This is a genomic window from Sphingobium sp. OAS761 (assembly GCF_024168485.1).
GTDB lineage: Bacteria > Pseudomonadota > Alphaproteobacteria > Sphingomonadales > Sphingomonadaceae > Sphingobium.
The window spans coordinates 33,220-58,151 of the sequence record NZ_JALJVY010000004.1; the positions used below are offsets into that span (position 1 = coordinate 33,220).

Below are 24,932 nucleotides of genomic sequence, written 5' to 3' on the forward strand. Positions count from 1 at the left end.
TTTCCAATCTACTTCTAGAATGTGGGAGGCCGGGGTTGGCACGTCGAAATAGACCGAAAAACGCAGGATTTATTGAAAGCCTTCGTGACCCCGGTGACTATCTGATCACTCCTGACGTCAAGACCGGCCGGCCCGGTCTTTTTGAAGCTTTCTCCGAAAATGACGAACCGCTTATCGTCAAGGAATGGAAGCGGGCGGCCAACAAGGACGATGCCGATCTCCAGGAGATCTGGCACCACGAGCTGCGCCAGCTTCATCGGTTGGGTGGTTATCCCAATGCCGTCGAAACGATCGCGCCGCTGCATTCGGCGGGCATCGACGCTAAGGGCTTCTACCTCGCTCTGGCGCCGGGAGAGCGCCGACCGCTCCAGTTGCTGATCGATCGGGCGCCGGGCGGCCATTGGCTGCGCCAATATCGCTCTCCCGGTCCCCGCGCGCGCATCTGGCGCAATCTCAAGCGAGTGGCCGCCGGCCTGGAGACGCTCCATGCCCAAGGCTTGCTGCATCGCAATCTCGATGGCTGGTCTATCCTGACTACCGGTTCGGAAGAACCGGACTTCCTGCTTACCGGTTTCGAATGGTCGATGCGCATCATGGGCGCGACCGCAACGCCGCGCCGGCGTGCTGCAGCCAAGGGTGGGACCGATTCTTTCAATCAGGATTGGAGCCAATTTGGCGGCCTCGCGGCTTTGCTGCTGGGTGCCGATCGCCAGCGCCTCGTTGACAAGGCCATCATACCGTCGGCGGTCGCCGATCATCTGTCGGCGAGCGAGGTGCGGCTGCTACGCGAACTCCTGCATATCGACCCGCTCGACCGCCTTGACGGCGAAGTTGTCGCGCAGCGTATCGATGAGATCATCGGGTCTCTGGGGGCGGAAGCGGCAGGGCGAGACGCCAAGCTTCACATAGTTTTCCGTCTTGCACCGGGCGCGCCGATCACCGACCGAATCCGTCGCGAGGATCCGGATATCGAGGCCGATGATCTGATCGCGCAGTTCGAATGGATCCGTGCCGATCTTGCCGAGACGCCGCTGCTACTGTTCGTGCGCACCGGAGAGGAAGGCGACGATGGGCGGCTTGTGCTGCGGGGCCACCGCCTGTGCTATTCGCTCAAGCCCTACCAGGTGAATCGTGAGGCCTCGCCGAGTTGGGACTTCGCGTTGTGCGAAAGTGTCGAGCGCGACGCACCCGTTCCTTATAATCTGCTCGGCCAGCAGCCCGTTCCCGTCGAGACGCTGGAATTGATGACGCAGCGCGAAGCCCGCGAACGGTTCCCGCGCTTACGGGGCAAGCTGCGCAGCTGGGACGAGATGCGTCGCCGTTTTGCCCGCCTGGCGTCAAGCGTGAGCGAAGAGGACCTAACGCACCGCGCCTTCGTCCTCACCCAGTTTCTTGAAACCTTGCTCGCCGCCACGGACGTCTTTCCGGTCGATGTGGTGAAAGAGCCTGCAAGGCTAGCTGATGCCGATGATCAGCTTCGCCTCAAGGTCCGCACCCGTGTCGAGAGCGAGCGCGACGCCCTGTCCGATGCACTCGGTTTGCGCCGGCCCGCTGTTCGCCTGCACGAGATGCTAGCCGGCGACGGTATGCGTCGCGAAGGCTGGACGCTGACCGAAAGCAAATTGCTGGGCAGTCGGGAAAGCAACGACACCGACTGGAAGTTCGAGCAACTCGACAGCAGCGGCAAGGGACCCAAGCTCTATGAACTTTCTGGCGAGACGCCGCCGTTACCGCTGACCAGCGCCTATCTCATTCCGAGTGACGCGGTGGGGCGCGATGTTGTCTTCCAGCGCCGGATTAAAGCAATGCGGGCGCTGCGCGATCATGAGGAACTCCTCAAGATGATCGGCGACCGCAGGCGTCGGTTGATGGAGAGCCACGATCCCGTCGAGCGCGACGCGGCCTTCCTGGCGCTGGACGATTCCAAACAGCAGGCGCTCGCCGAAATCATCGGCACCTTGCCCATCTATCTGGTCCAAGGACCGCCGGGTGTAGGCAAGACCTTCCTCGTCCGAGAACTCGCCATGCGTCGGTTCAAGGAAGAGCCAACGGTGCGCCTGCTGCTGACGGCCCAGAGCAATGCGGCGATCGATCATCTGCTCGAGGAATTAGTGCCGGCGATCACGGAATGCGTTGACCCTCCGCTGATCGTGCGTTCGCGGGCACGCGACGCGCAAGCTGAAGCGAGCGAATACGACACCAGCGAGAAGGCAAAGGGCCTGCTCGCCGACTTCGTCACGAGCCCTCTCGCGCAGGCGGCTGATGAGCGTCTCCGCAAGCGGCTGGTCGCGCTGGCAGGACAAGGCGGGCCAAAACGCGCGATCGGCACGCAATCACCCGGCGCCATGCTGAAGGCATTTGAGAGCGTCGTCCTGCGTTCGGCCAATCTGGTCTTCGCGACCACGGCCGCGGGCGATCTTGAACGGATGATCGACGAGAAAAGCCAGTTCGACTGGACGATCGTTGAGGAGGCGGGGAAGGCAACGGGAGGCGAACTGATCGCCCCCCAGCTTCTCTCGCACCGCCGGCTAATGATCGGCGATCATAAGCAGCTGCCCCCGTTCGGCGCCGATCGCATGATCGAGATACTGAAGGATCCAGACAAGGTGGCTACCGCGCTTGCAGTCGGCCAGGAGTTTATCGGTCGCACATTGCGCGACGAAACCACCGACGAGATACTCGACGAACTCGAAGAGGAACTTGACGTGCCGGCGCTGTGTGGCCGTGCGCTCGAACTCGTCACCCTCTTCGAGACCATGATCGAGGCTGAACTGGAGCGCCAGGCAAAAGGCCGGGGTGGCCGGCCGATCGCCAAACGTCTGGAGCTTCAGCACCGTATGCATCCGGCCATCGCGCGGATCATTTCCAAATGCTTTTATGACGGCACGCTTGACACCCATCCGGATTGCCGAAAACGGTTCGAAACCGAGGAGCGCCCCTTCCGATCGGCCGATTCAAGATGCCTTCCCGAAAAGCCGATCGTCGTTGTCGACATGCCCTCACTTCAGGCAACGATCGACAAGAAAAGCGGCGACCGTCGCCCGCGCTGGCACAACCCGGACGAAGTGAAAGCGGTGTTAGATGTGCTTGCACAGTTGCGCCCGGTCCAGGGGAAGAAACCCAAGCTCGCCATCCTGTCACCCTATCGCGAACAGGTAACCAGGCTACGCCGCATGATCGACGATGCGGCCGACGGATTTAAACATTTGGCGGGCTTTGCGGCCGCAACCCGGCATGATCGCTATGTCGAGACCGTCGACTCCTTTCAGGGCAGCGAAGCCGACGTCGTTATCGTCTCGCTGGTCCGCAACAACGATCATAGCAATGTTAAAAGCGCCCTTGGGTTTCTCTCAGACTTTCGCCGCATGAACGTCCTGCTGAGCCGCGCTCGCTGGCAGCTTATCCTGATCGGCAGCATGGAGTTTCTCGCCGAGATATTGAAGGTTGCCAAGGGCACCGAGAGCGAAGCGGACGTGGCATTCCTGCAATTGCTTCTGGACGGCCTGGCTGAAGAGAAGAATAAGGGATTTGCGGCGTTCCGCTCGCCCGGGGACTTGGGGGGCGGACGATGAGCGTGATCCGCGTTGCCATCCCGATGCTCAGGGGCAAGCGGCGATTTCACATCGACAAGGGGCGTCCCTGGAGCATTGTCGAACATGTCGTGCTCGCTGCTCTCGTCGAGCGGCCGTGGCTGTCGGCCGATCTTGCCGAACAGACCAAGCTTCCTCGCCGGCTCATCATCGAGCTTCTCATCCGGCTGATGCGAGCAGGCTGGGTCGAGCTGTCGCAGGACAGCAAGGGCGTCCTATTTTCCGCCAGCCCGCGCGGCATCGAAGCGGCGAAACGCGACGAACTGCCGATCGTGCCCAAGCGCCTCTCGCGTTGGATGGGCTTCGCGATCGATCGGATATCCGGTACGGTCTACCGTCCCCGCGAAATGCCGTGCTTCGAGAAGCATGTGCTCGAGGAAAGGGCGCGTAGCGAGCGCATCGTCTGGCTTGAGCCACCCTCCGGGGACGTGGTCCCCGAAGTCCATGACATTGTCGGGACCCTGTTTCATGAGGACGAGCACTTCGCCGGGATAGACCCCGAGGGCAGCCGCCTCGTGACGCGTTACGCGCTCGTCACCGTGCGCGACGATAAGATCGAGGGCTTATCGGGTCGCGCGCCTCAGCATCTACGCGATGCTGTCTTGGAAGCAGCAAGACGTGCGCCAGTTCGCGTGACGGACGAGCCCGTGCACTTCACACCGGCGATCCCTGCGATCGAGGACAGCGACGCGCTGCCGGCGACGACCAGCATCGCGTTTACATCCGACGATCTGATTCTTGGTGGCGCCGACCATAAGCGATGCTTCGAAGATCTGCTGGCCCGTGCCCGCCACCGCGTCATCATCCATTCGACCTTCATCGATCGGGAGAAATTCAACGACTGGCTGCCAGCGATACGGGTAGCAGCCAGAAACGGAGTGCGCATCGATATTCTCTGGGGCGAGAGCGACGACAAGGGAGAGACCAATGGGACGCTGAAGGCGGTCCTGGCGTTGCGCAGCGAACTCGCAAACGAAGCTGGCGATATCCGCCTTCACAGCTTCTCCACGGGCTCGCATGCCAAAATGCTGATCGCCGACACCGGCCGCGCCGATCGCTTCGTTGGAGTACTCGGTTCATGCAATTGGCTGTCGAGCGGCTATCAGAGTTTCGAAGCGTCTGTTCGGCTGCGTGATCCCCGCATCCTGCGCGCTCTGATCAATCAGTTGGTAGAGCTGTCGCAAGGCGGCTCCGCATATTGGACCGAACTCACCTCGGAATTTCTGCGGCTGGCGGATCATGTCCGCGACATGCCGGTTCCTTCAGGTTCCCGCGGTGACGCCGCGCTTGTGCTTGGGCCTCAGCACAAACAGTTTGTGCGCGAAGCGCGTGACAACGCGGAACACGACATTTTCGTCACCAGCCATCGTTTCAGTCCAGGCGGCCGGCAGGCCGTCATCGTGCCGGCTCTCGCGGCGGCCGAGCAGCGCGGCATCGCTTCTGCGGTCTTCTACGGGACGCCAAGTGGAAAAGGCGCCAGCAAGGCCGTTTCCGAGAATGTCTTCGAAGGTGCGAAGTTCGGCGTGAGCATCACACCGGTCCATGACCCACGCCTACATGCGAAGATTTTGGCTTGGGACAACGATCACGTGCTGATTTCCAGCCAAAATTTCCTATCGGCGGACCCATCTGACCTCAACATCCGGCGTGAAATCGGCATTTATGTGCGCGGCGCTTCGCTTGCGCGAGTGCTTAAGGAGCGCTTTCGACTTGCGCGGCGTTAGCGTGCTTTGCAGGTTTTACTATACATGATGATCTATCCGGGAAGTTATTTCGGCTTTTACATCAGAGAGAACCGCATTGCGATTTCCGAATAAGCGCCCGCTGGGGAACGACTGCTAACGCCCTTTCTGCGGCGACAGCGGACTTTCGGGAGTGTCGAACTTCCCGGCATTCCCATTCACGAAATCGACGGCCCGCGCTGACGGCCGATGGTCCAATTGATGCTGTCGCCGCGCATGATGCCGGACACTTGCTTGTCCAGATGCCGCTCCAGCACCGGCCGCCAGGGAACCAGCGTGAATTCACGGGCTTTTTCGATTAGCGCATGGCGTCCCGACGCCAGTTCGACCGGACGCCGGTAGACACCTTCGATGCGCTCGCCGGGCCTGGCTTCGGCATAGGCCAGGCCCAGTTCGCCCGATAGTTGCCCCGCGACCCGGTTCAGCTCACGCCGGCGGAGCGTCGCTAACAGATTGGCGCGGTAGATCACGCGGCCCTGTTCCTCCTGGGCCAGACGCTGCTCGATCAGCCATTGGCGGCGCTGGACCAGTGCCGCACGCGCTTCCCTCCCGAACCCGGCAGGTCGCAACGGCTCGGGAGCGGCGGCGACAAGCTCCCGGTCCAGCCAGGTCGCGCCATCCGTTCCGACCTGCCGGTCGAGGGGGATCGCGGACAGCGTATCGACGATTACCGGAGCAGCCCTCGCCCGATGTGCTTCGAACGCCCCGGCCCGCTCGACATGGTCCGGCGCGATGCTCCATGTCCCGTCCACATCCCGCTCAACGCTTCGCATCGTCCGGCGCATCGCTTCCAGACGCCGCACATGGGTTTCGGCAAAGGTCTGGGTGGCCGTGGAATCGTGGCGCAGGTGGATGTCCACGCTGTAGCGCCCGTCATTGGCCGCCGCGATCTCCGCAATGGTGCGATCGACGGCACGGGCCTCGGTCGGCTTCGGCGCGATCCGGACGACGGCGTTCTCCGGAATGACGCCGGTCGCGTCACCCCTGCCGATATCGACATAATGGCTGCGGCCATCGGTGCTGTCGACGATCAGATAATGGCGGTCATTCACCTCATCGGAGAGGCCGCGCTCGACAATGCGTCCAACGATAGGCGTCATTTGTGCCGGTTCGGCTATCGCATAGTCGGCCGCCGCGCGCTGAAGGCCATGCTCGGTGAAGGCGCGCTGCATGGTCCGGATGATGTCGCCGCGTTCGCCCATGCGACGAAGCGTATCGTCCATGCCTTCGGCAAGCTGCCAGCGCCCCGGTTCGATCTCGTCGGCAAGGCCTAGGTGCCCGAGTTTCTGCAATCGGCCGGCGCGCAAGGATTGGTGAAAAGGATCGCGATCCGTCACGGCCACGATGCGGGTGTCGTCCATGTTGCGCAGCAAGCGCCGGTCGATGCTGGTTAACCGCTCCTGCTCGATCTCATGGGCCAGGCGGTTTTCGATTTCGATATCGGTGCGCGGCCCAAGGTCGAGCGAGACCAGTTCGGCGGCACGCTCCCGAAGGCCCTGCGTCAGATATTCGCGGCCGATGACGAGATCCCTACCCTGCTCGTCCTTTCCCCGAATGACGATGTGGGTATGGGGATGGCCCGTGTTGAAATGATCGACCGCGACCCAGTCGAGCTTTGTGCCCAAATCCTGTTCCATCTGCGCCATCAGCCGGCGTGTGAGCGGCTTCAGGTCGTCATACTGTTCGCCATCCTCCGGCGAGACGATGAACCGGAACTGGTGACGGTCATTTACCTGCCGCTCGATAAATGCCTTGCCGTCCGCCCGATCGATCTCGGCCGAGTAGAGCTGACCGCGTTCACCATCGCGGGTAACGCCGTCACGCTGGATGTAGCGCAGATGTGCGCGAGCCGCGCCCAGCCCCTTGGCTTTGTCGAACCGGACGATCCGCGACTTCACCATGACGCGGCGGTGGCGCCAGGTGGCGAACCGGTCGCGGCTCGCAAGCTGCCGGCCCGCGACATTGCCGCGCGCGATGCGACTGCCGGTAAAGGCGCGGGCGATGCGGCGTGCTCCGCCCGCCAAGGTGCGCGCCTGAAGCACCCGCTGAAGATAGGTGCGCGCTTTCCTGCCGCCCGCGCTGCGGGGCTTGCCGAGCCTGGGTGTAAAATCGTCGTCGTCGCTCATCGCAGCGGCTCGCGTGATGCGGAAATGATGGTAGAATGCGAAGGCTGCGCCGCGAGCCCCGAGCAAATCAACGAGTCTCGCTCGCCCGCCTGTGAAATCAACGGCTTAGCCGTGCCCTGTCTCGCCGCACCGGCCACCTGTCTCGTGAAAAAACGATGTGCAGACAATGGCTTGGGCTCGCTTGAGAGACCGAGCTTTAATCTTGCACTCCCGCGCCCTTCCCCCTCAAAATGCCTGAATCCACGCAATTCCGCCATTCGCAACCAGGCAGAGAGCGCAAACCGTCTCCCAGCGATGCCGACCCCACCTTCATAGCGGACGATCAATCCGGCCATGGATCGACCGTGGCTTCCAGCTCCGCAGCTTTCGAAAGCGCCGCCTGCAACTCCGCTTCGATCTGGTGAATTTCGGCTGGATCGGTGATGGCGCGAAGCTCGGCGCGCAGTTCCTCGATATGCTGTTCGACTGTCATGATTTCCTCCGTCATGTGAAAGACGGAAGGCGGCGCCCGGTATGGAGCGAACCGGGTCAAGGGCCGCGCAGCGGCCGCGCCAGCGGCGATGGGGGTGCCGATTTTGCGGCAGCAAAATTGGGGGAACCATCGTCCTTGAGGCGGTTCGATCCATGCCGGATACTGGGTGGAATTGAGCGGACAACCCTACTTCCTTTCGCGCGATGAGGATGGTTTCGGGTCAGTCGATGGCAGGTTCAACGGCACGAACAGCCCGCCCGATGCCGGTTGTTCGGGGACTGAATCTGTCAGGGCGGGAGCCGGTTCAGCTTCCTCGCGCGCCACATTTTCGGCGCCGCCGAGCGGAAAAAACAGCCGCGTTCCCGACAGGACCGCAGGCGGCATCGAGGGCGTCGCTGCAACCTCGGCAAGCTGTGCGATGTAGGCCCGCGTCTCGGCCGGGAGCGCCTGCCCGGTGCGCAGATGGCGCTCGTAACGTGCCGGTCCGGCATTGTAGGCGGCGAATAATCCGGGATAGCCGAACCGGTCATACATGGCGCGCAGATAGGCCGCGCCCGCCAATATATTGTCGTGCGGATCATGTGGATCGCCACCCAGACCATGTTGCCGACGCATTGCCGCCCAGGTGCCCGGCATGAGCTGCATCAGCCCCATCGCGCCCGCACGGCTGGTGATCGGGCGGCCATGCAATTGGGTCAGCCCGGCGCTTTCGGCCTGCATGACGGCGGCGATCCAGGCTTGCGGAATCCCGAAACGGCGCGAGGCTTCGGCGATATAGGGCCGCCAACGCTCGACCGCCGGTGTGGCATGGAAACCCGGTTGCGATACGTCTGGCGCATCTGCGGTCTGGGCCACGGCAGGCATGGCGAGCGCCATCGACGCCGCCAGCGCGGACGAAACGAGGCGGCTCAGCGCAGCCATAATGGTGTCGCCTTGCCGATCACGCTCGTGTCATCGACCGGCCCGAAATAGCGCCCGTCGAAGGAATCCGGATGATCCATCAACAGGAATAACCGCCCATCGCGCAGGCGCTCGCAGCCATGCCACCAGGGCAGCGGACGGCCCTGCCGATCCACCTTTTTCCGCGTCGCCGTCAAACGCCCGTCGATGAAAATGGTCGGCCCCAGCGCGCAGACTTCGCTCCCCCTGCGCGCGGCGACACGCTTCAGAAGCGGCACATTGGCGGGCAGATAATGGCGTCTGGCGGCAAGCTGGCGAACGCTGCCGGGCGTATGCACCAGCACCATGTCGCCGCGATCGATGCGCGCACCGGGATCGATGCGCCAGAGGCCGACCGGCGCGCTCGCAGAGGCATTCCAGACGAGACGCGGCGCGGGATTGACCGCAAAATCGAGCACAGCGGATGCTCCGAGCAAGGCCAGGCCGACAGCACCGGCCAGCAGGATCACGCGGCGGCGACGGGGGCGCCTGGTGAGCGATGGCTGCCATTCGAGCAGCGGCTGAGGCGGCCGGGTCATTGCGATGTCCTCGTCCTCGCCCGTCCGGTCGACCAGCTTTCGAGGTCGGCGATATGGTAGCGCACGACGCCGCCATGCTTGCGATAGCGCGGGCCACGGCCGCGAACGCGCATCTTCTCGAGCGTGCGTGCGGACAGGCTCAGCCATGCGGCCGCCTGCTTGGTGTTCAGGAACGGGCTTCCCGCCCGCGCCTCTCTCGCATCGTCCATCGCCGGTCTCCCGCCAGGATTTCTTTGGGGGTGTCACGCGGCCGAAGGGGGCAAACGACCGCGTGACGAAGCGACGATGCGCGCAGACAGGCGGGCTGTGAGCGCTCGATTTTCGCGATCTGCAAAATCGTTAGGGAACGGGAGGCGAACGCCGCGAAAGCCCCCACGCGCTTGGGCGTGGGGGCATCGGCGCATTCAGTCGGCGGGATTCCAGATCAGGGCGTAGACATCGTCATCGTCCTGCTCGGCGGCGCGGCCGAGATTGACGTAGATGCGGCGCGGCCCGAATTCCGGCGCGGCGATGGCGAGCGAGACATAATCCTTGCCCGAACGTTCGCCGGTCCTGATCCAGCCCGCGCCGAGTTCGACAGGCCCGGACAGCACCCGGTAATCGGGCTGGTTGGGCGCGGATTTGGCGCGGTTGGGGACGATTTCGACATCGGTGCGGATCGAGAGCGTCCTGATCTGGCCCTTGTAGACATCGGTATCGGGATCGCGGGTGACATAGCCGATTGCAGACATGGTGGAGGTCCTTTCGTGTGTTCGCCGGAGCCGATCCCCGGCGATGAGCGGACCGTGATGGACGGCCCGGACGGGCCGCATCCGAAGGACCGCAGCGAAGCGGAGGACCGCCGGGACGGGCTATTTTGAAGCGCAGCGGGCGCGAGGAGCCGCAGCGAAGCGAAGGCGGGGAAAATAGTCCGCAACCGGGGGTTGCGGGCAGGCCGGGACCGGCCATAGGTCCGCCGGGAAAGAGCCATGGATCGCTCCGGCGGCCACGAAAAGCAAGCGAGCTTCTGCCCTATGGCTGCGTCGCCCGCCTTCGAACCGCGATCAGAAAGGAGTCGCTCCGCGCGCCGGGTCCGATATGCTGCAGGCCGCAATTCCGACGGAGGCCCTATGACGATTACCGGATCGCTGGCCCGCGCGGCGCGGGCGCTGGTGCAATTGCCGCGCGATCATGTCGCCCGCCTCGCCGCGCTGAACGCAAGCGCGCTGGCCGATTTCGAGGCTGGCCGCGCCGAGCTCGATGACGATGCCAAAGCCCGGCTGCGCCACGCGCTGGAGGAAAGCGGCGCGCTGTTCCTGCCCGAAGAGGACGCGGGCGGCATGGGCGTTCGCCTCAAGTTCACCGCGAAGGATGTGCGCGCGATCAACAGGCTGGAAGGCGAAGGCGGCCCGGTGGGCGAGGACGATGTGTGATGACGCCCGGATCGCCCGGCATCAATTGATGAGGTCGGCAATGTCGTTGTTGCGCCAGGGTTCGGGCAGGCTCGATTGCGGGCAATAGCGCGCGCTGCTTTCCCAACCGCTGTCGGATTTCGTGGTGAAGCTGGTGTTGTTGGGGATTTCGTACGTCGAGACGTTGGTGGAAATATGTTCCTCGGTGCCCCATGCCGCGCCGCCTTCCGAACAGGTTTCGGTCACGCGGTAACTGTTCGCGCCGGTCTTTTCGATCGATTTGAAATCGCAGGGGACGCGCGAAGTGTTGATGCCGCTCTTGCGCACGAGCATGAGCGTGGCGTTCGACGCCTGCCCGCAAGATGTGCCATCCGCGACATAAAAGCCGTGCTGCAAAGGCAGGCTGGCGACGGTTTCGCCCTTGGGGGCCGACGCCTGTTGCGGTTCGGCTCCGGCTGTATCGCCGGCAGCCTCGCCACTCACCGGGAGCGACGTGGCGACGGGCATTGTCTCGCCCTCTCCCTCGCTTTCGGTCGATGCCACCGTGTCGCTTTCATTCGTCGCGGCGGCAACCTCGCTGCCGGAAGGGGCGGATGTCTCGCTACAGGCAGCAAGCAGGCCAATAGAAAGCAAAAGCGAAACGCGCCGCATGGAAGGACTCCGATCAAGCAATGCCGGGCTGCAACTATTTCGCTTCGACGCTGCCAAGTAAAGGTAAAAGAACAGCCGTCCGCGCCCTATACCGGGCGCGGACGGCGAAGATTATCGTAGCTTCCGAACGAGAACGGGGACGGCATTGCCGTCCCTTGCGTCCATCATTCCGCCGCGACAGCATAGGGCTCGACCGGCTCCATCTCCACCGGCTGCGGCGCGGGCAGACCCTTCACATGACGCTGCACATCCTTCCATTTCGCCAGTGTGGCGAAAGGCCGGGCGGTGTAGCTGGCGGCGGGAAAGCGCAGCCATTTGGGCACCCAGCCCTCGACCTTCCTGCGGTCGTTGCTGCCGGTCAGATGATCGCGGATGATGGACTTCTGCGTCTTGATCTTCTCCGCGACATGGGCGTCGGCGGTGTGCTTGCCCGCAACGTCGCGCAGCACCGCATTGACCACCTGTCGGTCGCGGATCAGGTCCAGCAACGCATCGTCGGGCGTCCACAGGCTCGCCATCTCGACGGCAAGATAACCGCCGACAGCCTCGACCACGGCGCTGCCCGCTTCGAGCGTCTCGCCCATGACGACGGCCAGAACCGCAAGCACGTCGCCGTCCGGCAGTGCAAGCAGCCGGGCGAAGATAGCGCTGGTATCCTCGTCCATGCCATTGCCGCCGGTGACGGTCGGTTCGTCGGGCGCGAAGTCGAGCAAGGCCAGAACCGCACGGCGCTTCTCGTCGAATCTGGCTTCTGCGGCGCTCGTCTCGACGCTTTCGGCCACCGCCTCGTTGCGGCAGGTCTGCGTCTCGGTGCGCAGGTTCCACAGGGGCGAGCCGGTGACGGCATGGGCGATCATGAGCCGCAGCGCCACGCCGGGGTGATCGGTCAGCACGGCGCGGGTGGCGGCATGGCGATGCAGGTCGATATAGGCCTGCAAGCTGCTCGTCACTTCGGGCCGTGCGTTGTTCGCCGCTTCGCTGGCACCCGCCTTCGCCGCCTGCGCGCGCGCTTTCCTTGCCTCCTTGGCGGATAGCCAGCCTTCATGCGTTTCGACTTCGCCGCGATGGCTGATGGTGATGAACACCTTGCCGCCCTTGGCCCTGGGCGTCTTTTCATATTCCCATGAATGGAAATATTGCCCCGGCTCCATGACCTCGACATCGGCCCAGCCCGCTTCGATCAGCGCATCGCGTCGGGCGGCAATCGCGGCGTTCTGCGCGGACCAGAACTGATCGCTGTCGGCGAAATAGCCGTCCTCGCCGAACAGGTCGGTGACGATCCGGCCCTTGTATTCGCCAAGCGGAAAGATCGCGGCCTTGGTCGCTATCGACGCGCCGCCGAACAGCCACGCCTTCAATTGCGAGCCGGTCGGGACGTAGGTTTCGGGATCGTCGAACAGCGCCAGCCAGTCCTTCTGCTGTGCCTTGCTGGCCAAGGTCAGATGGCGGACGGTGCCCGCGTCGATTTCTTCCCTGCGATAGAGATCGCGGATGCGCGGGATGAGATTGCCGAGCGCGAGAATGCGGCGGACATAGAGGTCGGTCAGCCCGAAAGTCTGGCCGATCTGTTCGGGCGTCCGCCCTTCCTTCTGGACGAGCCGGGTGAAGGTCTCCCATTGGGAAACCTCATCGGGATCGAGCCGGGCGATATTCTCGATCAGCGAGGCTTCCAGCGCGGACGCATCGTCGCCGTCCTCCATGATCGCACAGGGCAGCGGATCGGCTTCGCCGTTCTCCTGCGCGGTGATCTGCGCGGCATGGAAACGGCGCGATCCGGCGACGATCTCGAACGCCTCGGGCCTGCCTCCCTCGGCATCGCTCGGGACAGGTCCCGGTCGCACCAAGAGCGGCACGAGCACGCCGCGCGCGCGGATCGAGGGGAGAATGTCGGACACGTCCGGGGCCTTGCGGCCATAGCGCATGTTGGCCTTACTGACCGAGAGCTTGCCAAGTTCGATATTTGCGAGTTGCATGGTTGGGCACTCCTTCTTGGGGTGAACCGGCTGCATCCGTCGATCTTGGGAAGAGTTGCGGATGCAGCCGGGAAAAGCGCGGAAAAGAGTCCGCGCGGGCTCATCCGTCCTTCATGGGCGGAATTTCGGGATTGCGGGGTGTGAGCACATCGCGCGCCCGCGCGGCGGTGGCGAGCAGGGCTTCGGCTTCGGTGATGCGGCCTGCGATCCGCGCCGCTTCGGCATAGGCGGACAGCGGAAAGCGCGGCGCGAAATAGAGGTCGCGCTCGATGCCGAGCCCGCCGGGCAGGCGGACGGATTCGATTTCCGACAGGCTGAACGCGCCAAGTTCCGGGCAGCCGAAACCAAGGTCGGCCAGTCCGAACAGCGTGTCGCCGTCTTCGTCCAGTTCGCTCGCCAGCCATGTCGCCGCGCCCATCGGATTGAAGAATTTGACCACGGGCAACGGGTCGGGTTCGGGCTGGCCGTCAGCCTGCGCGGCGATCCGGGCGATATCGTTGGCGCGCAAGGCGGCCCGGATTTCGGGGGTCAGGAGGATCATGCGGCGGCCCTCCGCTCGTTGCCTGTGGTGTCGGCGTCTTCGACATCGCCAAAGGCGAGAATGAAATCGGCGGCCTTGCTGGCGTGGCTGGCGGCGCGGAAGATCGCGCGATTGTCCTCCCGCAAGACCTCAAGCCACGATCCGACGTAATCGGCGTGACGCACGGTCGGCACGATGCCGAGCGCGGCGCAGATGAAGGCGGCGGAGATTTCGGCGCACAATTCCTCGCGCGCATAGGGCTTCGATCCGAAGCGGCCCGACTGGTCGCGGCCCAATCGCTTGGCGTGGCCGGTCCAGTGCCCGTTATGCCGATATCGGCATAATGGCCATAATGCCGCGACCCGGATTATGCCGCACGGCCTCTGGTTGAGGGTATTTTTCTGGCCTCCGGCCGCGCGGCGGTTCGGCATAATCAGAGCCCTTCCAGGAACGCGAGGAGTTGGTCGTCAGGTCGGAACCGGCCTGACGGCGTGGGCGGAGCAGCGACGCGGGCGAGCGCCTTTTCCTTCATCCGCATGTCGGCGTGGATGTAGATCTGGGTGGTCTCGACGTTCTCGTGACCAAGCCAGAGTGCGATCACCGCTGGATCAACGCCGTGATGCAGCAGGTCCATTGCGTTGCTGTGGCGCAGCGTATGTGGCGTGACCCGTTTCGCGCCAATGCTCGGGCATGTCCGCGCAGCCGTCAGGCAGTGCTTGCGGACCAGATGTTCGAGCGCATCGCGGCTCAGCCGCTCGCCCCGGATCGACGGGAACAGCGGCCTGCTTTCCTCCTTGTCGGCGCCGATCCACGTCGCCAGCAGCTTGGCGGTATCACGGCGAAGCGGTGTGGCACGCTCCTTTCGGCCCTTGCCCAAGCAACGGATGTGCGCGCCGGTGCCGAGCACCACATCGCCCAGCGTGAGGCCGACCAGTTCGGATGCCCGGAGACCAGTCTGCACCGCGAGCAGGAGCAGCGCGTGGTCGCGCCGTCCCGCCCATGTCGAGCGATCCGGCGCTGCCAGCAACGCGGCCATCTCGTCAGCATCGAGGAACGTCACCGTGCGCTTCACGTAGCGCTTGTTAGGCATCGCGAGCACGCGCTGGCAGTGCAGCAGCCAGGTCGGGTCGGTCATCGCGACGAAGCGGAAGAACGACCGGATGGCGGCGAGCCGGGTATTGCGGCTGCGCGCGCTGTTGCCGCGCGCCGTCTCGGTGTGGACGAGGAAGTCGGCGACCAGATCGGCGTCGATGTCCTCGACCGTCAGCTTGACCGGCGGCTTGCCAAGCTCAGCACTTGCATATCGGAGCAGCAGCCGGAACGTATCGCGGTAGCCCGCGACCGTGTGGCGGCTCGCCTCCAACTGCGTGCACAGCCGATCGGTGAAGAAGCGCTGGATCAGCGCGGGCAAGGCGGCGCTCATCGTGCCACCTCCCCAGCGGTGGCGCGCGCCATCGCCAGATCAAGCAGTTCCGGCACCGCTTCCAGATACCAGTATGTGTTGGAAGGATCGGTATGACCCAGATAGGTCGTGAGCCGGATCATCTCGCGCGCCGGGTCTTTGCCGGTGCGATACCAGTTGATCATCGTGCGCACCGCGAAGGTGTGACGCAGATCGTGGATGCGCGGTCCCCGGCCATGTCGCTGATACCGTTGGTGGGATCGCAACCCGATCCGCTGGCTGGCCTGCGCGAAGTTGTAGCGGGCCGAGCAGTCGGTCAGCCGCGTCGCCTTTTCGGTGACGAACAGCGGTTTCGCCGCGTGTCCGATCAGGCGGTCCCGCTCGGCAAGGTAGGCATCAAGATGTGCCACCACGCCCGGATCGAGCGGCAGCAGTCGCTCGCGGCCAAGCTTTCCACGCCTGACCCGCAGCACGCCCTGATCAAGGTCATCGCGGTCGAGCGCCAACGCTTCGCTGATCCGCAGGCCGGTGACCGCGATCAGCCCGAACAGCGTCGAGCAGGTGTGCCCCCGCAGGCCGTAGACCGACGGCAGTTCACGGGCGGCTGCAACGATCTCCGCGATCTCGGCGGTGGTGTAGATGTGCGGACGAGGCCGGTTGGAAGAGTCCGGCAGCAACCCTTGCGGCGGCACCTCGTGCGCGGGATCGAAGCCGCTCAGCCATTGCGCGAACAGGCGCACTACGCGCAGCCTCGTAGCTCTGGTCGACCCGTTCGCGTCTGCCAGCGTTGCGTGCCAGCGCAGGAACAGCGCCGTGCAGATGTGGGCCGCACCTTCGGTATCGGCATAGCTGGTGAAGCGGCGCAGGATGCGCTCGCTAGTGCGCAGATCGTAACCGAGGCTGCGGCGAACGCTAAGATAGCGATCAAGCTGGGGCATGAGGCTCATTGCGCGCCTCCCGCCACCGGCCAGGGCATCGCAATGGATCGCAGCCCGTCGATGTCGAGCCGGGCATATATCATGGTCGATGAGCGCGAACGGTGCCGCAGCACGTCGCCGACCTCGTCAAGCGATGCGCCCGCGTTCACCAGTTGGGTCGCAAGGCTATGACGCAGCAGGTGCGATCCCACATAGGGCGTCACCGGCTTCTGTCCGGTCGCCTTCAATGCGTCCTTGAGGATCGCGTTGACGATCTGCCCGTCCTTGAACGGTCGATAGGGTGCGCGCTGCGTGACGAACAGGGTGCGGCAGGTCGCCGGGCCACGTTCCTCGCGCAGATAGGTGCTCAGCGCGTCGCCGACCTCCGGCGTGATCGGCATCCGGTCGTGCAACTGGCCTTTGCCGCGCACCGTCAGTTCGCCAGCACGCCAGTCGATGTCGTCGAGTTGGATCGCGATGACTTCGACCGCGCGCAGGCCGAGCCGCGCCATGATCAGCAGCATCGCATAGTCGCGCGCGCCATATCGCGGATTACTGCGCGCCGAAGCGAGCACTGCCTCGACCCCATCGGGCGACAGATGCCGGGGCAGCCGCGCGTCCCAACGCTTGGCCATCTTGGGAAGGCTCAGCGCCAGATTGCTGGCCGTCGCCCCACACCCGAACAGATATTGGAGGAAGATGCGAACATGCGTCGCAACCGTCTTGTCGCGGCGTGCTGCCGCCAGAACATGCTCGATGAAGCCGATGACATCGGCGGGTCGAAGGTCCGCGAGACTGATCGCGCCGTCACCAAAGCGATGATCAAGGAACCGGTTGGCGAACCGCAGCGTGTGATAGATCGTTCGCGCGCTCAGCCCGCGCTGCTTGACGAGATAGTCGTCGAAATTGGCGAGCAGCACCGCTCGCGCGGTCCCCGCCTCAGTAAGTATGTCGGTCATAATCGTGATGCTCCATGTTGCTGGAGCACGGAAGATTATGCCGAACTGGAAGCGCGTGATCATGCCGCTGACCGCGCCATTCCGACGCCGCGCGGCATAATCCGGGTCGCGGCATTATGCGAGAGTTCGTGAAAGGCGGTGCGATAGAAATTGATCTGGTCGCGGAAGGCGGGTTGCGGCGGCACGGCCACGAAATCGCCGCCGGGTGAATAGAAAGCCTCGCTGCCGCCGATGCGGCAATCAGCTCCGGTCGCTTTGATCAGCGCCTCGGCATGGGGAATGATCTCGCGTTCGGGCAGCGGCGCGGGATCACGCGCCAGCCCTTCGCGCAAGCCCTCGCATTGCGCCACGTTGAACACGGTGAACCTTTTGAGGAACGGGACCGCCTTGGCATCTTCGCCCGTCTCACGCGCCTTGGTCTTCTCGGCCTCGGGCACGAAACGGTCGGCATAGACGACCATCGTTCCTTTCTCGCCCTTGCGGACATTGCCGCCAGCTTCCAGTGCCTGCTTGAAGGTGAGCCAGTGCTGCGAGGGGTAAGCGCCGCCGATGGCTGCGCCCCATAGAAGCAGCACGTTGATGCCTGAGTAGCGCCTGCCGGTCAGCGCGTTCATCGGCAGGCCGGGGCCGCCCGTAACGCGCGAATCCCACGGCTGCACCCACGGAAAGCGCCCTGCCTCAAGCTCGGCAATGATCCGCTGTGTGACCTCATCATAGAGATTGACGCGCGGGCCTGCCTCGCCCTTGCGGGTGGAAACCCTGCTGCCCTCGCCGCGCGCGCGTCGCTTGCCCGAACTAGCCATTGCCTGCCTCCTGTCTCGGCTCAAATCCTCGCCGCAGTTCCCGCCGGGCGTGGCGGGTGGGCGGCAGAAGCGTCCGCAAAGGCCCGCAGGAAGCGGCGGGCGGCACCCAAGTCCGGGGTCCCCATCGCGCTAGCGATGGGGAGGGCGCAGGGGCGCAATGCAATGAAGCAGCCGAAGGCTTGCCGCGCGCCGCGGCGGGCCTAGCAGGGCGCGCCGTCCACCCGGCACGCCCAAGGGCCTGCCAACAAACAGCGTCGCCGCGCCGATCAGGTGCGGCGGGCCATATCTCCGGGAGCGCCAGCTCCCGGACATGCGTCAGCGATCATCATCCGAATGGACCGGGACGCGAAGCGGCCCGGCAGAGCTTGGCGACATAAGGAGCCTAGCGGCGTAGAGCGCGGTCGCCCGTTCGCGGGCGAGACGCCGGGTTGCCCTTTCTCCTATCGCAGCAGCGTCCACCAATCGCCGTTCACCAACCGGCGTGCGGAATGGATCATGCGATAAACCCGCATCCTCAGATAGTCAGATCGCCCGTTCCAGTCTTCCAGGACACGGGACCGGCCCCAGAGCAGATAAGCGATATCGCGCTGGCTGGCTCCGGCACAATGCGCGTCCCAGGCGCGCAGCACCACAGCCCATCGCGATGCCCGTGCCGCCGAAAGGCTCCGCGGTCCGGAAAGATGTCCGCACCGCCGCAACGTCATCAAGCGCCTGAGCGCCCTCAGATTGGTGGGTTCATGCCCCTGGGAAAGATGATAGTGAAAGCGCACCGCGCCTTCGAGCAAAGTTCCGTCCAGAACCGCCAGGCGCAGGCGGACAGGCCCATCGGCGATCAGCACATGTTCGGCGTTGCGGCCACGCATTACGACCGCAGGCAGGCACAGGCCGCGCAAATCGAAGCCCTTGGGGGCGGGAAGCGCGGTGACGGGCAGCACCGAAGGATCGCATGTCCAGTCCCATTGCACGGCCGAAAGCTCCCCCGGCCTGGCCGGAGGAAGCGCGAAGCGCAGTCCCGGCAAAGTGGCTGGTTCCTCTTCCCGCACGAGCAGAATGTCGTCGGTCAGGGCGGTGCCGGAGGAAGGCGCGCAGGCCGGCGAACCGCACTTGCGGCGCGCGAACTCCCAGGCGAAGGTTGCGCGATCGGCCCCTGTCAGAGGGACATAGGCGGTGTCGTCGGCCCATGACGAATGGCCCGACGCCGTCCTGGCCTCGTCCATGCTTCCTCTCCTCTTCCGTTCCCGTCGAGCGGGAACGGTGGGAACCGGCGAGGCAGCACAGTGCGGCCAATACCCCGGGGGGCAGACCGGTCAGACTTGCATGATTCTCGGGAATTGCCGAACGCGCTTCCACGAAAGGACGGCAATCGTTCCATTCACCCGGCGAAGTGCCGGGAAACGTCACCTGGAACTCTGCGCTCCCATCCATAGCACATTATCGGTCAGCATGACCGGGTCGATCGCTTCACCGGCCATGTCTGCAAGGATCGCAATTCATACCGAAACGATGAACAACGCGCGACGCAGATCCTGACGCTGGCATATACGCTAAGGCACGATCCCCCAACCGTCCCGGTTTCGGATTGCCACAACGCGGCTGCGAAACGGCTGCAACAACTGGCCTGCTTACCGAAGTTTTTATGCCCAGATCCGTCTTGTTGTCAGGAGGGTTTCGGCATGCCCCAATCCCGGAGGCCGGCCGGACGCGAGATGATCGATTTTAGCGCACCGCGCGGATCACCCCGGCTGAGGCTCGCCAACAGCCTGTCATATGACGGCGTACATATCATACGAGGGGCGCTGACACCCAACGAAGACGGAAAGATCATCGGCGGCTCGCAGCTCAGCATCGCGATCCATGTGGGTGACCCGATCGATCTTGAATGGTCGGAGCCGGGGAGTGACAGGCTCCAGGTTACGCGCGTCGAACCGGGGATGGCGCATATCAATCCGGGCGACAATCCCTTCTTCCAGCGCTGGCGAGGTTCACCGGAGTTGCTGATCGTGGCTTTCGATCAGGCCATGATTAACCGTGTGGGCACGGAAATCTTCGGAAAAGGCGGGGCCATGATGCGCCCATCGGTCGGAAGTGTCGATCGCAATATTCGCAATGCCCTCCCCACCTGGTCAGAGGAACTGATGCGCGGTGGTCCTGGTGGCAGGCTCTTCGTCGAGGGGCTGGCCAAGGCAACGATCGTCCATCTGTTTCGCCAATATGCCGACGGCAGCCCGACCCCGACGCCCATGCGCGGCGGCCTCGGTGCGGCCCGGCTTCATCGGGTAATCGACTATATCGAAGCGCATTTGTCGGAAGATCTATCGGTTCGCGAACTCGCCACGGTTGCAGGGCTGAGCACCCATCATTTCGGTCTCGCATTCCGGCAGTCGACCGGACACCCGCCGCACCGCTACGTCATCCGGCGTCGTATCGAACGTGCAAAGGCCCTGCTTCTCACCTCACAAGCGTCGGTGACGCAGATTGCCCATGCGACGGGCTTTTCCAGTCATGGTCATTTCGCCGCCCATTTCCGGAGGCTCGTGGGCACTACGCCATCACGCTTCAGGCTGGACCGGCTCTGAAATCCCACCACCATCTTCGCGCATCACTTCCTCAACCAAGGCAATCGGGTCGTGGTCCAGCGCGCGCAGCACATCGATCAGTTCGATCAGATCGAGGCGCCGTTCACCGCCTTCATATTTCGCGACGAACGACTGTGGTTTGCTCAGCTTGGCGGCGACTTGCTCCTGCGTCCACCCACCCGTCTTTCGGGCATCGACCAGCAATTGCCGGAGTTTGTTGTGGCGAGGTGAACGAAGAGACTTTGACATGCTGACCGGCGATCTGTGAAATCCGGTCGCACTCATGATCCCGATCTAGGATTATCCCATTTCAGGATGGCTTGACTTTGGCGGGGAAGAGCGCAGGATCGGGTCGCTACTTCCGTGCCATGGAAGAGTGGAACGCCGAAGAGAGAGCGTCATGCGACCGCGCCCCACTCTGCAACCCGAACTGCTGCCAGAACCGCCGTATTCGGACGGTCTCACCGACTATGACTATCGCCTGCTAATAGTGTATTTGCGCCTGCTGGATGCCGAAGCAGATGGTGCGGATTGGGCCGACGTGGCGCGCATCGTCCTTCACCTCGATCCCGCTGACAAACCGCGCGAGGCGCGTGCGGTCCATGCCGCACATCTTAAGCGTGCACGATGGATGCGTGACCATGGTCACCGCAAACTATTGACGGACGCCATGAACAACGTGCGGCCGTGCGACAGATAGTTTCGAACCATCAGAGAGACAGGCTCGGACTATCAAACGTTGCGACCGGGTTCCAGGGAGACTGCTGGAACTACGTGCTCTGAATCGGCGGCGGACTGCAGCGCCCTTGTTAACGAATGAAGAACTCGACTGGTACGGTGAGTTCCACCTCGTCCGGCATTCCTTCGGGAATAGCGGGTAGAGGTTCCGCGCGGCGCAATGTGCCAAGCGCGGCCTGATCGAGCGCGAAGAAGCCCGATTTCCGAGCTATCTCCGCCGACAATATCCGTCCCGCTCGGTTCATGGTGAAGCGAATACGGGTGACGCCTTGCTGACGGGCTGCCCGGGCACGTGCGGGATAGCGGCGATATTTTTCGAGATGCGCCAGTACCAGCGCCTCCCATGTCGCCTTGGCATCGTTCGAAACCTGCCGGCCCTGTGGCGCGGCGATACTTTTTGGCGCCGTTGTCTCGGAAACAGTCGGGCCAGGATCGACGATCTCGATCGTCGGCTCGGGCATGTCCTGAAGCGCTGCGGAAGGGACGGAAAGCCGTATCAATGGTGTAGGAATGACGACATCCGGCTTCGGTTCAGGCTTCGCTTCCTGTCGTTCGAATTTCTCCGGGCCTTCCGGTACTTCACGCACTGGCTCCGGCGGTGCTTCGAAGCTTCGCAAGTTGACAACCACAGGTGGGGACGGCGAGACGTTGACGTTCTCGGCCACATGCCAGCCGAGCGTTCCAGCTGCGGCGACAAGCGAGAGCATCGCCGTCGTCCCGCCCAGCCCCACCAGCCTCGTGCGCCAATCCATCGGCTGGTCGCAATATCGTGTTGGCGGCGCCCATTCGACAGTGGGAACTGATGGTGATTCTCCGAGGTCTGAAGAAATACCGGCGTCGCCATATAGGTAACTCTTCAATACAACAGAATCGCCGAATGCCTCGAAGTCCTGGGCATCAGACATCTGGTCGCGGGTGAGTTGATCCCTCCACGTCATCGGCGGCTCCTCGGCTCGGGCCGGCGCACGATCCAAACCGCCCAGAACAGCATGAAAAGAGCAATCGCGGCCGATAGAATCCAGTTCGGTTGTGCATGCAGCAAGAAGACAAAATAACCGATGGTCATCCCGATGCAGGCCATGATCTTGGCGTTGCGCGGCACTGCGCGTTCGCTTCGCCAGGCTCTGAGCCCCGGACCGAAGCGAGGATGATTGAGGAGCCATGCCTCCAGCCTCGGCGAGGACCTCGCAAAGCACGGCAACGCCAGCAGCATGAAGTCGGTCGTGGGAAGCAAGGGCACCACAATGCCGATGATGCCGATACCGACGAGCACCAGCCCCAGCAGCAGCCAGACGGTGCGCACGGCCCGTCCACGTTGCGAGAGCTCGCCGGGTGAAGGTTCAGCCAAGACGCGCATCGACATGATCCTGTACGCGTGCGAAGGCCGCGATCGCACCATCGCCCACGCGGGACTCCTCGGTCTCATCGAGGGTCACACTGTCTAGCGCGGCGGTGAAGGCGCGCCAGTGCGGCGCAGGGCCTGCCGGCGCCGGGGCCAGATGCCGAGCGCCGTGGTCGTCCGATAAACCGATCTTTGCTGCTTCCTTGCGGAGGAGCGCCGCGCCCATGTTCGAGCCTTCGGCGACATAGAGCCAGCCCAGCGCGGTGGGGATATCGACCGTATCACCAGACACGAACACCGGCGTCATCGTTTGCGGCGGATCTAATTGCAGATCGGTCAGGTCCGCCGCGACCAGATGAAGTCGCTGACGCGCGGCAAGACCGGGAAACAGCGCTTGCAGGCCTGTGTCCTCATACAAGGCGGCGACGTCATGGTGAAAGAGATACTGGACGGCGAGAAACCGCTCATATCGTTCCAGGTTGGCGAATGACGCGGCCGACATGATGGACCGATCGACACCCTCATGCACTTCATGGGTCCGTGCCTTGAGGCGCTTGGCGCGGCTCGCTTCACGCTGCGGGGGTGCGGATATTGTCGTGGTCATGGGTAATCACTCCTGTTGAGGTTGGTCGAAGAAATCTGCGGGACGCTAGAAGGCATGGCTGAGCCTCAGGCTGGCGCTGGTGCGGTCGTAGGAATACAGCCAGTCGATGTTGCTCTCGATGTGGGTGTGCTGGACCACGATCTCGGGCACGAGCCCGGCAAATTTCAGTGCGGGAAAACGCGCGATCGCAGTGGCGTTGAACTGGTCGTCCTGGCGCTGCGCCGCGAACAATTCGCTATAGGCCCGGTATCTGCGATATCGGTAGGAACCGATCAGCAGCAGGCTGGCGTCCGTTCCGAAAGACTTGTTGAGACCAAGCCGCACGCCCCCCTGGTCATAGGAGTCGACCGGATCGTCAGTGTCCTTGACGGAAAAATCCGGGCCGCCGAACAGCGTCCAGCCCGGTGCCACCGCGTACCAGGCGGTAAGGCTGATATCGGTCAGAGGGCCGTCTTGCCGGTCGTAGGTAGCCAATCGGTAACGGAAATCGCGGTAGGCGCCCTCAAACCGAAGCGTCGCGCTGGGCGATAGAATATGCGTCCATTCGGCATTGATGCCGGGCGCGTCATAGAGGATCGACGACCCAAGCGAGCCGATCTCGAACGATGGGGACAGGGCAATCGTGTTCCGGGCGGACTGGTATCGATAGCCGACGCGACCGATCGCGGTCGCTTGCGAATAATCGTGCTGATCGGGATAGATGTCGCCGTAGAGCAGTCCGCGCGCCCTGATGCCGTGGTGGCCGCCAAGCGGGATATCGCGGCCCAACGTCGCCTCGAAATTGACACCGGCAGCGGCGATCGGGTCAGGAACCTTGCGGTCGAACAGACATGTCCCGTCATCGGCTTCGAGCAGACAGGTATAGCTGGCCGAGGACTGATTGAGATTTGTGCTGTAGGTCGGCCCGACTGCGATCCTGCCTTGCCATCCGCGCCGCCGCTCCAAAGCATGGAGAAAGGCGTCTACCGTCTGACGCACATTGACGGCCTGATCGCCTTCTTCGGCCAACAGCGTGTGTGCAGCTTGGAATGCGCGACGCGCTTCACGATCCTTGTGATTTTCGAACAGCACGCGCGCGAGTTCGAGCTGGCCGGGAAGAAAGTCGGCTTGGAGCGCCAGCAGCGCACGATACTCGGCTTCCGCAGCGGACAGATCTCCACCTTCGCGTGCCAGGCCGCCCTTGCCATAATGGACCAGCATCGGGTCGCGATCGGGATAGCGCCGATAGGCGGCGAGGAAGCGCTGTACGTCGGGCCATTGCTTGCGCGTGATCGAGATATAGAGCGCCTTCCCCATATCATTGGCATTGTCACCGACCGAATAGGTCTGGCCGTCGATTTCAAGCGAGGTCGGAACATCGAGCGCATCGGCGTCTTCGAGCAGTTCGGATTCGCTTTCGCGCTTCTGCCCCTCCATTTGTTGATCGAGGCGCAGCCTCGTGTCCTGATCGGCCGAGCTTTGCGCGAAAGCGGTGGAAGGCAGGGCCATGGCACCGGCGCACAGCATCACGCCCCAAAGGCGGAGCAAGGAAATGGATTGGACGGAGCCAGCCTGCTTGTCAGGTGTCAGATACAATCGCGGTTCGTTTCGATAGGAGAAAAGGCCGGAACCGATTGGGGGTCCGGTTCCGGCCAAAGTCATTCAGGGT

Annotated in this window: 23 protein-coding genes and 2 pseudogenes; 5 read left to right on the forward strand and 20 right to left on the reverse strand. The window is 63.6% G+C overall.

Annotation, left to right across the window (positions count from 1 at the left end; genetic code table 11):
- The first annotated feature begins 35 nt into the window (after positions 1 to 35).
- Positions 36 to 3,572 carry an ATP-binding protein gene (locus tag J3E64_RS06355; RefSeq protein ID WP_253341112.1) on the forward strand — a complete coding sequence of 1,179 codons (3,537 nt, stop codon included), beginning with the start codon at positions 36 to 38 and terminating at the stop codon, positions 3,570 to 3,572.
- Positions 3,569 to 5,314, forward strand: a complete 1,746-nt coding sequence (locus J3E64_RS06360) for a phospholipase D-like domain-containing protein (protein ID WP_253341114.1) — start codon at positions 3,569 to 3,571, stop codon at positions 5,312 to 5,314. The genes J3E64_RS06355 and J3E64_RS06360 overlap by 4 nt, the downstream gene beginning before the upstream one ends.
- 176 nt (positions 5,315 to 5,490) lie before the next feature.
- Here the strand turns inward: J3E64_RS06360 and rlxS are convergent, their stop codons facing one another.
- The 6 genes from rlxS to J3E64_RS06390 form a co-directional block, all read right to left on the reverse strand.
- Positions 5,491 to 7,458 (reverse strand): relaxase/mobilization nuclease RlxS, encoded by a 1,968-nt coding sequence (gene rlxS / locus J3E64_RS06365; protein ID WP_253341116.1) that lies wholly within the window; start codon positions 7,456 to 7,458, stop codon positions 5,491 to 5,493.
- A 322-nt stretch (positions 7,459 to 7,780) separates the two neighbouring features.
- The gene (locus J3E64_RS06370) at positions 7,781 to 7,930 is read right to left on the reverse strand and encodes a hypothetical protein (RefSeq protein WP_253341118.1); all 150 of its coding nucleotides are present in this window, start codon (positions 7,928 to 7,930) and stop codon (positions 7,781 to 7,783) included.
- 186 nt (positions 7,931 to 8,116) lie between these two features.
- Positions 8,117 to 8,851, reverse strand: a complete 735-nt coding sequence (locus J3E64_RS06375; protein ID WP_253341119.1) for a lytic transglycosylase domain-containing protein — start codon at positions 8,849 to 8,851, stop codon at positions 8,117 to 8,119.
- Entirely contained in the window at positions 8,839 to 9,408 is a 570-nt protein-coding gene (locus J3E64_RS06380; RefSeq protein ID WP_253341121.1) for a S26 family signal peptidase, read from the reverse strand. Before J3E64_RS06380 ends, J3E64_RS06375 begins: the two co-directional genes overlap by 13 nt.
- Entirely contained in the window at positions 9,405 to 9,617 is a 213-nt protein-coding gene (locus J3E64_RS06385) for an AlpA family transcriptional regulator (RefSeq protein ID WP_253341123.1), read from the reverse strand. The genes J3E64_RS06380 and J3E64_RS06385 overlap by 4 nt, the downstream gene beginning before the upstream one ends.
- Positions 9,618 to 9,812: 195 nt before the next feature.
- On the reverse strand, positions 9,813 to 10,139 hold the full coding sequence (locus J3E64_RS06390) for a DUF736 family protein (RefSeq protein ID WP_102156385.1): 327 nt from the start codon (positions 10,137 to 10,139) through the stop codon (positions 9,813 to 9,815).
- A 378-nt stretch (positions 10,140 to 10,517) separates the two neighbouring features.
- Here J3E64_RS06390 and J3E64_RS06395 point away from each other — a divergent pair, with 378 nt between their 5' ends.
- Positions 10,518 to 10,820 (forward strand): DNA-binding protein, encoded by a 303-nt coding sequence (locus J3E64_RS06395; protein WP_253341125.1) that lies wholly within the window; start codon positions 10,518 to 10,520, stop codon positions 10,818 to 10,820.
- A gap of 21 nt (positions 10,821 to 10,841) precedes the next feature.
- Here J3E64_RS06395 and J3E64_RS06400 read toward each other — a convergent pair whose 3' ends face one another.
- From J3E64_RS06400 to J3E64_RS06440, 9 genes and pseudogenes are all read right to left on the reverse strand, one after another.
- Positions 10,842 to 11,450 (reverse strand): hypothetical protein, encoded by a 609-nt coding sequence (locus tag J3E64_RS06400; protein ID WP_253341127.1) that lies wholly within the window; start codon positions 11,448 to 11,450, stop codon positions 10,842 to 10,844.
- A gap of 164 nt (positions 11,451 to 11,614) precedes the next feature.
- On the reverse strand, positions 11,615 to 13,423 hold the full coding sequence (locus J3E64_RS06405; protein WP_253341129.1) for a ParB/RepB/Spo0J family partition protein: 1,809 nt from the start codon (positions 13,421 to 13,423) through the stop codon (positions 11,615 to 11,617).
- A gap of 100 nt (positions 13,424 to 13,523) precedes the next feature.
- Positions 13,524 to 13,964 carry a DUF2958 domain-containing protein gene (locus J3E64_RS06410; RefSeq protein ID WP_253341131.1) on the reverse strand — a complete coding sequence of 147 codons (441 nt, stop codon included), beginning with the start codon at positions 13,962 to 13,964 and terminating at the stop codon, positions 13,524 to 13,526.
- Positions 13,961 to 14,266, reverse strand: a pseudogene (locus J3E64_RS06415) (zincin-like metallopeptidase domain-containing protein); the annotation flags it as partial. The gene J3E64_RS06410 and the pseudogene J3E64_RS06415, both read right to left, overlap by 4 nt.
- Positions 14,267 to 14,376: 110 nt before the next feature.
- A complete protein-coding gene (locus J3E64_RS06420; RefSeq protein ID WP_253341139.1) occupies positions 14,377 to 15,366 on the reverse strand; it encodes a tyrosine-type recombinase/integrase in 990 nt (329 codons plus the stop codon).
- Entirely contained in the window at positions 15,363 to 16,292 is a 930-nt protein-coding gene (locus J3E64_RS06425) for a tyrosine-type recombinase/integrase (RefSeq protein ID WP_253341148.1), read from the reverse strand. Before J3E64_RS06425 ends, J3E64_RS06420 begins: the two co-directional genes overlap by 4 nt.
- Positions 16,289 to 17,221, reverse strand: coding sequence for a tyrosine-type recombinase/integrase (locus J3E64_RS06430; protein ID WP_253341150.1), 933 nt, complete (start codon positions 17,219 to 17,221; stop codon positions 16,289 to 16,291). Before J3E64_RS06430 ends, J3E64_RS06425 begins: the two co-directional genes overlap by 4 nt.
- Before the next feature lie 116 nt (positions 17,222 to 17,337).
- Positions 17,338 to 18,024, reverse strand: a pseudogene (locus J3E64_RS06435) (ArdC family protein); the annotation flags it as partial.
- 440 nt (positions 18,025 to 18,464) lie between these two features.
- Positions 18,465 to 19,241, reverse strand: a complete 777-nt coding sequence (locus J3E64_RS06440) for a DUF2285 domain-containing protein (RefSeq protein ID WP_253341152.1) — start codon at positions 19,239 to 19,241, stop codon at positions 18,465 to 18,467.
- Positions 19,242 to 19,697: 456 nt separating this feature from the next.
- Between J3E64_RS06440 and J3E64_RS06445 the strand changes: the two genes are divergently transcribed.
- Entirely contained in the window at positions 19,698 to 20,600 is a 903-nt protein-coding gene (locus J3E64_RS06445) for a helix-turn-helix domain-containing protein (protein WP_253341154.1), read from the forward strand.
- On the opposite strand, the gene J3E64_RS06450 is transcribed toward J3E64_RS06445, so the two are convergent.
- Positions 20,574 to 20,885 carry a helix-turn-helix domain-containing protein gene (locus J3E64_RS06450; RefSeq protein ID WP_253341163.1) on the reverse strand — a complete coding sequence of 104 codons (312 nt, stop codon included), beginning with the start codon at positions 20,883 to 20,885 and terminating at the stop codon, positions 20,574 to 20,576. The two genes, J3E64_RS06445 and J3E64_RS06450, sit on opposite strands and share 27 nt — an antisense overlap.
- A gap of 61 nt (positions 20,886 to 20,946) precedes the next feature.
- Here J3E64_RS06450 and J3E64_RS06455 point away from each other — a divergent pair, with 61 nt between their 5' ends.
- Positions 20,947 to 21,300: a DUF2285 domain-containing protein gene (locus J3E64_RS06455; protein ID WP_367398613.1), complete on the forward strand. Its 354-nt coding sequence runs from the start codon at positions 20,947 to 20,949 to the stop codon at positions 21,298 to 21,300.
- Positions 21,301 to 21,409: 109 nt separating this feature from the next.
- On the opposite strand, the gene J3E64_RS06460 is transcribed toward J3E64_RS06455, so the two are convergent.
- The 4 genes from J3E64_RS06460 to J3E64_RS06475 are packed head-to-tail and all read right to left on the reverse strand — an operon-like array spanning position 21,410 to position 24,772.
- Positions 21,410 to 22,276: an energy transducer TonB gene (locus tag J3E64_RS06460; protein WP_253341167.1), complete on the reverse strand. Its 867-nt coding sequence runs from the start codon at positions 22,274 to 22,276 to the stop codon at positions 21,410 to 21,412.
- On the reverse strand, positions 22,273 to 22,695 hold the full coding sequence (locus tag J3E64_RS06465; RefSeq protein WP_253341170.1) for a YbaN family protein: 423 nt from the start codon (positions 22,693 to 22,695) through the stop codon (positions 22,273 to 22,275). The genes J3E64_RS06460 and J3E64_RS06465 overlap by 4 nt, the downstream gene beginning before the upstream one ends.
- Positions 22,679 to 23,284 carry a biliverdin-producing heme oxygenase gene (locus J3E64_RS06470; RefSeq protein WP_253341172.1) on the reverse strand — a complete coding sequence of 202 codons (606 nt, stop codon included), beginning with the start codon at positions 23,282 to 23,284 and terminating at the stop codon, positions 22,679 to 22,681. The genes J3E64_RS06465 and J3E64_RS06470 overlap by 17 nt, the downstream gene beginning before the upstream one ends.
- A gap of 45 nt (positions 23,285 to 23,329) precedes the next feature.
- On the reverse strand, positions 23,330 to 24,772 hold the full coding sequence (locus J3E64_RS06475) for a surface lipoprotein assembly modifier (RefSeq protein WP_253341179.1): 1,443 nt from the start codon (positions 24,770 to 24,772) through the stop codon (positions 23,330 to 23,332).
- Positions 24,773 to 24,932 lie beyond the last annotated feature (160 nt).

Bases quoted from the DNA above. Each gene is read 5' to 3' on its own strand.
- J3E64_RS06360 (WP_253341114.1), top strand. From the start codon at position 3,569: ATGAGCGTGATCCGCGTTGCCATCCCGATGCTCAGGGGCAAGCGGCGA.
- rlxS (WP_253341116.1), bottom strand. From the start codon at position 7,458: ATGAGCGACGACGACGATTTTACACCCAGGCTCGGCAAGCCCCGCAGC.
- J3E64_RS06370 (WP_253341118.1), bottom strand. From the start codon at position 7,930: ATGACAGTCGAACAGCATATCGAGGAACTGCGCGCCGAGCTTCGCGCC.
- J3E64_RS06375 (WP_253341119.1), bottom strand. From the start codon at position 8,851: ATGGCTGCGCTGAGCCGCCTCGTTTCGTCCGCGCTGGCGGCGTCGATG.
- J3E64_RS06380 (WP_253341121.1), bottom strand. From the start codon at position 9,408: ATGACCCGGCCGCCTCAGCCGCTGCTCGAATGGCAGCCATCGCTCACC.
- J3E64_RS06385 (WP_253341123.1), bottom strand. From the start codon at position 9,617: ATGGACGATGCGAGAGAGGCGCGGGCGGGAAGCCCGTTCCTGAACACC.
- J3E64_RS06390 (WP_102156385.1), bottom strand. From the start codon at position 10,139: ATGTCTGCAATCGGCTATGTCACCCGCGATCCCGATACCGATGTCTAC.
- J3E64_RS06395 (WP_253341125.1), top strand. From the start codon at position 10,518: ATGACGATTACCGGATCGCTGGCCCGCGCGGCGCGGGCGCTGGTGCAA.
- J3E64_RS06400 (WP_253341127.1), bottom strand. From the start codon at position 11,450: ATGCGGCGCGTTTCGCTTTTGCTTTCTATTGGCCTGCTTGCTGCCTGT.
- J3E64_RS06405 (WP_253341129.1), bottom strand. From the start codon at position 13,423: ATGCAACTCGCAAATATCGAACTTGGCAAGCTCTCGGTCAGTAAGGCC.
- J3E64_RS06410 (WP_253341131.1), bottom strand. From the start codon at position 13,964: ATGATCCTCCTGACCCCCGAAATCCGGGCCGCCTTGCGCGCCAACGAT.
- J3E64_RS06420 (WP_253341139.1), bottom strand. From the start codon at position 15,366: ATGAGCGCCGCCTTGCCCGCGCTGATCCAGCGCTTCTTCACCGATCGG.
- J3E64_RS06425 (WP_253341148.1), bottom strand. From the start codon at position 16,292: ATGAGCCTCATGCCCCAGCTTGATCGCTATCTTAGCGTTCGCCGCAGC.
- J3E64_RS06430 (WP_253341150.1), bottom strand. From the start codon at position 17,221: ATGACCGACATACTTACTGAGGCGGGGACCGCGCGAGCGGTGCTGCTC.
- J3E64_RS06440 (WP_253341152.1), bottom strand. From the start codon at position 19,241: ATGGACGAGGCCAGGACGGCGTCGGGCCATTCGTCATGGGCCGACGAC.
- J3E64_RS06445 (WP_253341154.1), top strand. From the start codon at position 19,698: ATGCCCCAATCCCGGAGGCCGGCCGGACGCGAGATGATCGATTTTAGC.
- J3E64_RS06450 (WP_253341163.1), bottom strand. From the start codon at position 20,885: ATGAGTGCGACCGGATTTCACAGATCGCCGGTCAGCATGTCAAAGTCT.
- J3E64_RS06460 (WP_253341167.1), bottom strand. From the start codon at position 22,276: ATGACGTGGAGGGATCAACTCACCCGCGACCAGATGTCTGATGCCCAG.
- J3E64_RS06465 (WP_253341170.1), bottom strand. From the start codon at position 22,695: ATGCGCGTCTTGGCTGAACCTTCACCCGGCGAGCTCTCGCAACGTGGA.
- J3E64_RS06470 (WP_253341172.1), bottom strand. From the start codon at position 23,284: ATGACCACGACAATATCCGCACCCCCGCAGCGTGAAGCGAGCCGCGCC.
- J3E64_RS06475 (WP_253341179.1), bottom strand. From the start codon at position 24,772: ATGGCCCTGCCTTCCACCGCTTTCGCGCAAAGCTCGGCCGATCAGGAC.